The sequence below is a fragment of the Ramlibacter sp. genome (genome assembly GCF_013697775.1).
Classification (GTDB): Bacteria; Pseudomonadota; Gammaproteobacteria; order Burkholderiales; family Burkholderiaceae_C; genus Ramlibacter.
In genome coordinates this window covers 1-7,879 of record NZ_JACCWG010000335.1, presented here as the reverse complement: position 1 = coordinate 7,879, position 7,879 = coordinate 1, and the positions used below count along the sequence as shown (strand labels likewise).

Here is a 7,879-nt window from a genome sequence, read left to right as displayed (position 1 = left end):
GTGCCGGCCGGTGCGGGGGCCGTCACCGCCGGCTTCTTGCTGGGGAAGAAAGTGGCCTGGTGCCCGGTGTAGACCTGCCACTGGTCCCACAACAGCACCATGGAAAAGCCAAAGATCACCCACAGGATGGTGCGGCGAATGTCGTTCATGGATTTTTCTTGTCTTGGTAGGGTGGGCACAGATGCGCGAACAGGCGCGGTTTTTCAACCGGCACCGGATCGTGCCCGCCGGCGCACCAGGGATGGCAGCGCCCGATGCGCCGGGCGGCCAGGTAGCTGCCGGCCGCCGCGCCGTGGCGCTCTAGCGCCTCCAGCGCGTACACGGAACAGGTGGGCGTGAAGCGGCAGGCGCCGCCCAGCCAGGGCGACAGCAGCAGCCGGTAGCCCTTCACCGCACCGATCAGCAGGCGCCGCATCATCGCGCGCCGCCTTTTGCGAATAGCTGCAGCAGCTCGCCGCGCACGGCCTGCTTCAGCGCGTCGGACCAGGCGCTGGGGAACTGCTCGCGCGCAAAGCCGCTGCGCAGCCGCACCACGTGGGCGGTGCGGGCCAGGCGGGCTTCGAAGGCGATGCTCACGTTGTAGATCTGCCGCTTGATGCCATTACGGGTGACGGCGCGCTTGGCCCAGCGCTTGGGAACGACGGCACCCAAGGACACTTCAGGCACCGCGGCCTCACGCACGGCAAACAGGGCCTGCGGTTCATCGGACCCAGGCCCTGCTAAGGAAGGAGGCCCGGCGGGCGCACGGTGCAGCACAAAGTGCGCGGTGCGCGACACCGTCGCGCCGGCCATGGCCGCCTCGAATTGCGCCCGGGTCTTGAGCCGCTGCACGAAAGTGTCGCGACCAGCGCCGGCGGGAAAAGGAGGCTGCCTTGCCGGCTTGCTCAGGCTGCCAGGCGCTTGCGGCCCTTGGCGCGGCGCGCGTTGATGACGGCGCGGCCGCCACGGGTCTTCATGCGGACCAGAAAGCCGTGAGTGCGTGCGCGGCGGACTTTGGAGGGTTGGTAGGTGCGCTTCATGGTCGGAGTTCTCTATTGAATCTCAGGGTAACCCATGATTATCGCGGAAAACCCATGGCCCGGCAATCGCTTATGGCCGGTTTGCGTGGTGCCGCCTGAGCTTCGCGCAGCGCCGGCGCCTTTGTGGATAAGGTCTTCATAAACTAGAATGCGCTGTTTCGCGCGCGAAACTAATCCACAAGGCGAACGGCAACATGAGTGAGGGGCAACACAACAGTCTGGCGTCAACGGCCAGCCTGGGCGCGGGGGACAGCCTTTGGCAAGCCTGCGTCGACCAACTCGCGCAGGAACTGCCCGAACAGCAGTTCAACACCTGGATCAAGCCCCTGGTGGCGCAGGTGTCGGAAGACTTCTCCAAGGTCACTTTGTATGTGGCCAACCGCTTCAAGCTCGACTGGGTCCGCGCCCAGTACGCCGGCCGCATCGCCGGCATGCTGGAAAAGATCTACGGCCAGCCGGTGCAGCTTGAGTTAGCGATCACTCCTCGCGAGAACGCGACCAGAACATACGTCACGTCCACCAACGTGGTGCCGACCTCGGTTCCCGAGTCCACCGAGCCGGACGAAGACGCGGCCCTCGCGGCCTTCAAGACCCGCCTGAACACGGGCCTCACCTTCGACACCCTGGTGGAAGGAACGGCCAACCGCATGGCGCGCGCCGCCGCCATGCACGTGTCGGGCACGCCGGGGCATCTGTACAACCCGCTGTTCATTTATGGCGGAGTCGGCCTGGGAAAAACCCATCTGGTCCACGCTGTGGGTAACAAGCTGCTGGAAGACCGGCCAACGGCCAAAGTTCTCTACATCCACGCCGAGCAATTCGTTTCCGATGTGGTCAAGGCCTACCAGCGCAAGACTTTCGACGAGTTCAAGGACAAGTACCACTCGCTGGACCTTTTGCTCATCGACGACGTGCAGTTCTTCGCCAACAAGGACCGCACGCAGGAAGAATTCTTCAACGCGTTCGAAGCGCTGCTGGCCAAGAAAAGCCACATCGTGATGACCTCCGACACTTATCCCAAGGGCCTGGCGGACATCCACGAGCGGCTGGTCTCGCGCTTCGATTCCGGCCTGACGGTGGCCATCGAGCCGCCCGAGCTGGAAATGCGCGTGGCCATCCTGATCAACAAGGCGCGCGCCGAAAGCGTCGAAATGCCCGAGGAAGTGGCCTTCTTCGTTGCCAAGAACGTGCGCTCCAACGTGCGCGAGCTGGAAGGCGCGCTGCGCAAGATCCTGGCCTATTCGCGCTTCAACCAGAAGGAAATCTCCATCGCGCTGGCCCGGGAGGCCCTGCGCGACCTGCTGTCGATCCAAAACCGGCAGATCAGCGTGGAGAACATCCAGAAGACGGTGGCCGACTACTACAAGATCAAGGTCGCCGACATGTACAGCAAGAAGCGGCCGGCCTCCATCGCGCGGCCCCGGCAGATCGCCATGTACCTGGCCAAGGAACTGACCCAGAAAAGCCTGCCGGAAATCGGCGAGCTGTTTGGCGGGCGCGACCACACCACCGTGCTGCATGCCGTGCGCAAGATCTCCGGCGAGCGCCAGAACGTGACCGAGCTGAACCAGCAACTGCACGTGCTGGAGCAGACGCTCAAGGGATGACCGACAGCAGCACCGTTCGCCGGGAACTGGCGCCCGTTCGCCCCGAGCCTGTCGAAGGGCCGTAGCGGCATCGACAAGCTCAGCCCGAACGAAAATTGCGGCGAAAATGGGGGTTTCGCGCCGCGCGACCAACCGAAACCACACAGAAAACACCAGAAGAGGCAGAGATGATCGTTCTGAAGGCAACACAAGAAAAACTGCTCTCGGTCCTGCAGTCGGTCGCCGGCATCGTGGAGAAGCGGCACACGCTGCCGATCCTGGCCAACGTGCTGCTGCGCAAGACCGCCGGCAGCCTGCAGTTCACGACCAGCGACCTCGAGATCCAGATCCGCACCACGGCCGAACTCGAAGGCGACAGCGGCAGCTTCACCACCACGGTGGGCGCGCGCAAGATGATCGACATCCTGCGCACCATGCCGGCCGACCAGACCGTGAGCCTGGAGTCCAGCCAGAACAAGCTGATTCTGAAGGGCGGCAAGAGCAAGTTCACCTTGCAGACATTGCCGGCCGAGGACTTCCCGCTGGTGCAGGAAGCGCCCAGCTTCGGCCCCACCTTCAGCGTGCCGCAAAAGACGCTGAAGGACCTGCTGAACCAGGTGTCCTTTGCCATGGCGGTGCACGACATCCGCTACTACCTGAACGGCATTTTGTTCGTGGCCGAAGGCAAGCAGCTCTCGCTGGTAGCCACCGACGGCCACCGCCTGGCCTATGCCAGCGCCATGCTCGACGTGGAAGTGCCGCGCCAGGAAGTGATCCTGCCGCGCAAGACCGTGCTGGAGCTGCAGCGCCTGCTGACCGACGGCGAAGGCGCCATCGAAATGCAGTTCGCCAACAACCAGGCCAAGTTCGCCTTCGACGGCATGGAGTTCGTCACCAAGCTGGTGGAAGGCAAGTTCCCCGACTACAACCGCGTCATCCCCAAGAACCACAAGAACTCGGTGACCCTGGGCCGCGCGCCGCTGCTGGCCAGCCTGCAGCGCACCGCCATCCTCACCTCCGAGAAGTTCAAGGGCGTGCGCCTGAACATCGAGCCCGGCACCCTGCGCGTGGCGAGCAACAACGCCGAGCAGGAAGAGGCCATCGACGAACTCGACATCGACTACGGCGGCGACGCCATCGAGATCGGCTTCAACGTCACCTACCTGATCGACGCGCTGGCCAACATGGGCCAGGACATGGTGAAACTGGAACTTGCCGACGCCAACAGCTCGGCGCTGGTCACCAACCCGGACAACGCCGCGTTCAAGTACGTGGTGATGCCGATGCGGATTTAAGAGAAGCGAACACATGGCTGCAGAAGAACACGCGCAACCCGAGTCCAGCGGCAACGGCGAAAACGCCCCGCAAACGCCCCCGACGCTTGCCAACGGCGGCGACTACGACGCGAGCTCCATCCAGATCCTGGAAGGCCTGGAGGCGGTACGCAAGCGCCCGGGCATGTACATCGGCGACACGTCCGACGGCACCGGCCTGCACCACCTGGTGTTCGAGGTGGTGGACAACTCCATCGACGAAGCGCTGGCCGGCCATTGCGACGACATCATGGTCACCATCCACACCGACAACTCGATCAGCGTGGTGGACAACGGGCGTGGCATTCCCACCGGCATCAAGTGGGACGACAAGCACGACTTCAAGCGCAGCGCCGCGGAAATCGCGCTGACCGAACTGCACGCGGGCGGCAAGTTCAACCAGAACAGCTACAAGGTCTCGGGCGGCCTGCACGGCGTGGGCGTGAGCTGCGTGAACGCGCTGTCGAAAATGCTGCGCCTGACGGTGCGCAACGACGGCAAGATGCACGTGCTGGAGTTCTCGCGCGGCTTCGTGCAGAACCGCATTCTGGAAGACCGGAAGGCGCCGGACGGCACCATGGTGCCGGTGTCCCCGATGCAGGTGATGGGCGACACCGACAAGCGCGGCACCGAGGTGCACTTTCTTCCGGACAACACCGAGATCTTCAAGGAAAACGCCGACTTCCATTACGAGATTTTGGCCAAGCGGCTGCGTGAACTCTCGTTTTTGAACAACGGCGTGCGCATCCGCCTGCTGGACGAGCGCACCGGCAAGGAAGACGACTTTGCCGGCGCGGGCGGTGTGAAGGGCTTCGTGGAGTACGTGAACAAGGGCAAGCAGGTGCTGCACCCGAACGCGTTCACGGCCATCGGCGAGAAGCTGAGCGACCAGCAAAGCATGATCGGCGTGGAAGTGGCCATGCAGTGGAACAGCGGCTACAACGAGCAGGTGCTCTGCTTCACCAACAACATTCCGCAGCGCGACGGCGGCTCCCACCTGACCGGCCTGCGCGCGGCGATGACGCGCGTCATCAACAAGTACATCGACGACAACGAACTGGCCAAGAAGGCCAAGGTGGAAATCTCCGGTGAGGACATGCGCGAAGGCCTGACCTGCGTGCTGAGCGTGAAAGTGCCCGAACCGAAATTCTCCAGCCAGACCAAGGACAAGCTGGTTTCCAGCGAAGTGCGCGGCCCGGTGGAAGACGTGGTGGCCAACAAGCTCAACGACTTCCTGCAGGAGCGGCCGAACGACGCCAAGATCATCGTCGGCAAGATCGTCGAGGCGGCGCGCGCGCGCGAGGCGGCGCGCAAGGCCCGCGAAATGACGCGGCGCAAGGGTGTGCTGGACGGCATGGGCCTGCCCGGCAAGCTGGCCGACTGCCAGGAGAAGGATCCCGCGCTGTGCGAGATCTACATCGTGGAGGGCGACTCCGCCGGCGGCAGCGCCAAGCAGGGCCGCGACCGTAAATTCCAGGCCATCCTGCCGCTGCGCGGCAAGATCCTGAACGTGGAGAAGGCGCGCTACGAAAAGCTGCTGACCTCCAACGAAATCGTCACGCTGATCACTGCTTTGGGCACCGGCATCGGCAAGGTGCTGGCCGAATCGGGCAAGAGCGGCGTGGACGACTTCGACGTGGCCAAGCTGCGCTACCACCGCATCATCATCATGACCGCCGCGGACGTGGACGGCGCGCACATCCGCACGCTGCTGCTCACCTTCTTTTACCGCCAGATGCCCGAGCTGGTGGAGCGCGGCCACATCTACATTGCGCAGCCGCCGCTGTACAAGGTGAAGGCCGGCAAGGAGGAGCTGTACCTGAAGGACGGCAGCGAACTCGATGTCTTTTTGCTGCGCATTGCGCTGCTGGGCGCCAGCGTGCACACGGGCGGCGCCAACCCCACGGTGCTGAGCGGCGACACGCTGGCCGAACTGGCGCGCAAGCACCAGGTGGCCGAGCAGGTGATTGCCCGCCTGGGCGGCTTCATGGACGCCGAGGCGCTGCGCGCCATGGCCGACGGCGTGCGCCTGAACCTGGACACGGTGGCCGACGCGGAACAAAGCGCCGTGCTGCTGCAAAAGCGTTTGCAGGAAACCGAAGGCACGGGGCACGCCACGGCGGCCGAAGTGGCCAGCGAATTCGACGTGCGGGCCGACAAGCCGATCTTGCGCATCAGCCGCCGGCACCACGGCAACATCAAGAGCAGCGTGATCACGCAGGACTTCGTGCACGGCGCCGACTACGCGGCGCTGGCCACGGCCGCCGACACCTTCCGCGGCCTGCTGGGCGAGGGCGCGATGGTCAAGCGCGGCGAGGGCGAGCGCGCCAAGGAAGAAAAGGTCGGCGACTTCCGCCAGGCCGTGCGCTGGCTGATCGGCGAAGCCGAACGCGCCACCAGCCGCCAGCGCTACAAGGGCCTGGGCGAGATGAACCCCGCGCAGCTGTGGGAAACCACCATGGACCCCACCGTGCGCCGCTTGCTGCGCGTGCAGATCGAAGACGCGATCGAGGCGGACAAGGTGTTCACGATGCTGATGGGGGACGAGGTGGAGCCGCGGCGGGACTTTATTGAGACGAATGCGTTGCGGGCGGCGAATATTGACGTGTAGTTAGAGCAAGCTCTCGGACGTGGCCATCGGATTGCACCTGATAACGAGCGACGCAGTCGACGCCGCACTTCGGGAGTTCATCGCGATCGGCCGAGAAGCATTTTTGCAAAAGTACGGCTTCGGCTCAGCTTTGCAGTATCTCGTCCTAGACCCACTCACGGGAACGTGGGCTGACTCAAAGGCAATCATCGGAGCAGCTTACGGAGTTCGCTTCCCAGAACGAGGGCCGCTTCGATCCACGGATTTCTCGGGAGGGGAGACTCAAGTCGTGAAGTTGCTCCGGCAACTCGGTTTCAATGTAGCCACCCAGGTAGAAATCGCGTCAGAGGCGGAGGCATCTCAGGTTTGGGCGAGAGCAGAGGTTGAGCTTCTTGTCTCTGATTACTTGGACATGTTGGCCCGAGAGCTCGCTGGCCAGACATTCAACAAGTCTTCGCAGCGACGAGCTCTCCTGCCGCTCTTAAATAATCGTTCTGAATCGGCAATTGAGTTCAAGCGACGAAACGTCAGTGCTGCGCTATTGGAACTTGGGTATCCGCCTCTAAGGGGTTACTTGCCGGCCGTGAATAAGCAGATGCTTTTGCTGGATGTATTAGAACAGCAGCTTGCCTCTCGACCAGCTTTAGACCAACTTGCCATTTCCTTCACCGACAAGCCCGCCGTTCCTCTTGACCCCGCGTCGTATGACCTGGTGCAAGTTCCAATTCCTGCTGTACGCCAAAAAAACCAAGTAGCGAGAGATGGCGTTCCGCGAAAACGCCGAGCAGTCAAGCGCGACTACATTGAACGCGAAGCCCGGAACAGCACGCTTGGACGCGCTGGAGAGCTCTTGATCCTGGAATATGAGCGGCGCAGGCTTGCGCAGAGAGGTCTCGTTCAACTCGCTGATAAGGTTCGCCATGTTGCAGTAGAAGACGGTGACGGGCTGGGTTACGACATTCACTCGTTCACCGAGAACGGCGCCGATCGATTTGTCGAAGTGAAAACAACAGCCCTCGGAGAGCTGACACCATTCTTCGTGTCGGCAAACGAGCTTGAGTTCGCGCGGGAGCACGAGTCAGCTTTTCATTTGTGCCGTGTGTTTGATTTCAGGGGAGCGCCACGCTTTTTTGAACTGCAGGGCGCCATCGAAAGTCGTTGCGCATTGGACCCATTCTCTTTCCGCGCGCATCTAATTCCGCGTTAAGCGGTGACTGGCAGTCACCGCGCCGGTAAGGCGTTAGTTAGTCCGCCCTGAACAACCCGCAACCCGTTGATCTGGCTCGCAGTTTTTCGGGTTGATGGGCGCGGGATTTGCAAGGTATGGTCTTGCCAGCACCTGTTTTCTTGCAAATCTCTTCGAGGAGTTCC

General features: G+C 62.7%; 7 protein-coding genes. 4 read left to right on the top strand and 3 right to left on the bottom strand.

Features of this window, described 5'->3' with window-relative positions; genetic code table 11:
* Nucleotides 1-145: 145 nt before the first annotated feature.
* The 3 genes from yidD to rpmH are packed head-to-tail and all read right to left on the bottom strand — an operon-like array spanning nucleotide 146 to nucleotide 1,019.
* Complete coding sequence (gene yidD, locus H0U68_RS16865; RefSeq protein ID WP_296357660.1) at nucleotides 146-418, bottom strand: membrane protein insertion efficiency factor YidD; 273 nt, start codon at nucleotides 416-418, stop codon at nucleotides 146-148.
* Nucleotides 415-831, bottom strand: a complete 417-nt coding sequence (locus H0U68_RS16860; protein ID WP_296357658.1) for a ribonuclease P protein component — start codon at nucleotides 829-831, stop codon at nucleotides 415-417. Before H0U68_RS16860 ends, yidD begins: the two co-directional genes overlap by 4 nt.
* Nucleotides 832-884: 53 nt before the next feature.
* Nucleotides 885-1,019, bottom strand: coding sequence for a 50S ribosomal protein L34 (rpmH, locus tag H0U68_RS16855; protein WP_145893359.1), 135 nt, complete (start codon nucleotides 1,017-1,019; stop codon nucleotides 885-887).
* Between the two features lie 194 nt (nucleotides 1,020-1,213).
* On the opposite strand from rpmH, the gene dnaA reads away from it, so the two are divergent.
* From dnaA to H0U68_RS16835, 4 genes are all read left to right on the top strand, one after another.
* Nucleotides 1,214-2,626: a chromosomal replication initiator protein DnaA gene (gene dnaA / locus H0U68_RS16850; protein ID WP_296357649.1), complete on the top strand. Its 1,413-nt coding sequence runs from the start codon at nucleotides 1,214-1,216 to the stop codon at nucleotides 2,624-2,626.
* 167 nt (nucleotides 2,627-2,793) lie between these two features.
* Nucleotides 2,794-3,900, top strand: a complete 1,107-nt coding sequence (gene dnaN, locus H0U68_RS16845) for a DNA polymerase III subunit beta (protein ID WP_296357647.1) — start codon at nucleotides 2,794-2,796, stop codon at nucleotides 3,898-3,900.
* A 13-nt stretch (nucleotides 3,901-3,913) separates the two neighbouring features.
* A complete protein-coding gene (gyrB, locus tag H0U68_RS16840) occupies nucleotides 3,914-6,529 on the top strand; it encodes a DNA topoisomerase (ATP-hydrolyzing) subunit B (protein ID WP_296357645.1) in 2,616 nt (871 codons plus the stop codon).
* Nucleotides 6,530-6,548: 19 nt separating this feature from the next.
* A complete protein-coding gene (locus H0U68_RS16835; RefSeq protein ID WP_296357643.1) occupies nucleotides 6,549-7,715 on the top strand; it encodes a DUF3883 domain-containing protein in 1,167 nt (388 codons plus the stop codon).
* Nucleotides 7,716-7,879 lie beyond the last annotated feature (164 nt).

Coding starts and splice junctions, on each gene's coding strand:
- yidD (WP_296357660.1), bottom strand. CDS start 418: ATGATGCGGCGCCTGCTGATCGGTGCGGTGAAGGGCTACCGGCTGCTG.
- rpmH (WP_145893359.1), bottom strand. CDS start 1,019: ATGAAGCGCACCTACCAACCCTCCAAAGTCCGCCGCGCACGCACTCAC.
- dnaA (WP_296357649.1), top strand. CDS start 1,214: ATGAGTGAGGGGCAACACAACAGTCTGGCGTCAACGGCCAGCCTGGGC.
- dnaN (WP_296357647.1), top strand. CDS start 2,794: ATGATCGTTCTGAAGGCAACACAAGAAAAACTGCTCTCGGTCCTGCAG.
- gyrB (WP_296357645.1), top strand. CDS start 3,914: ATGGCTGCAGAAGAACACGCGCAACCCGAGTCCAGCGGCAACGGCGAA.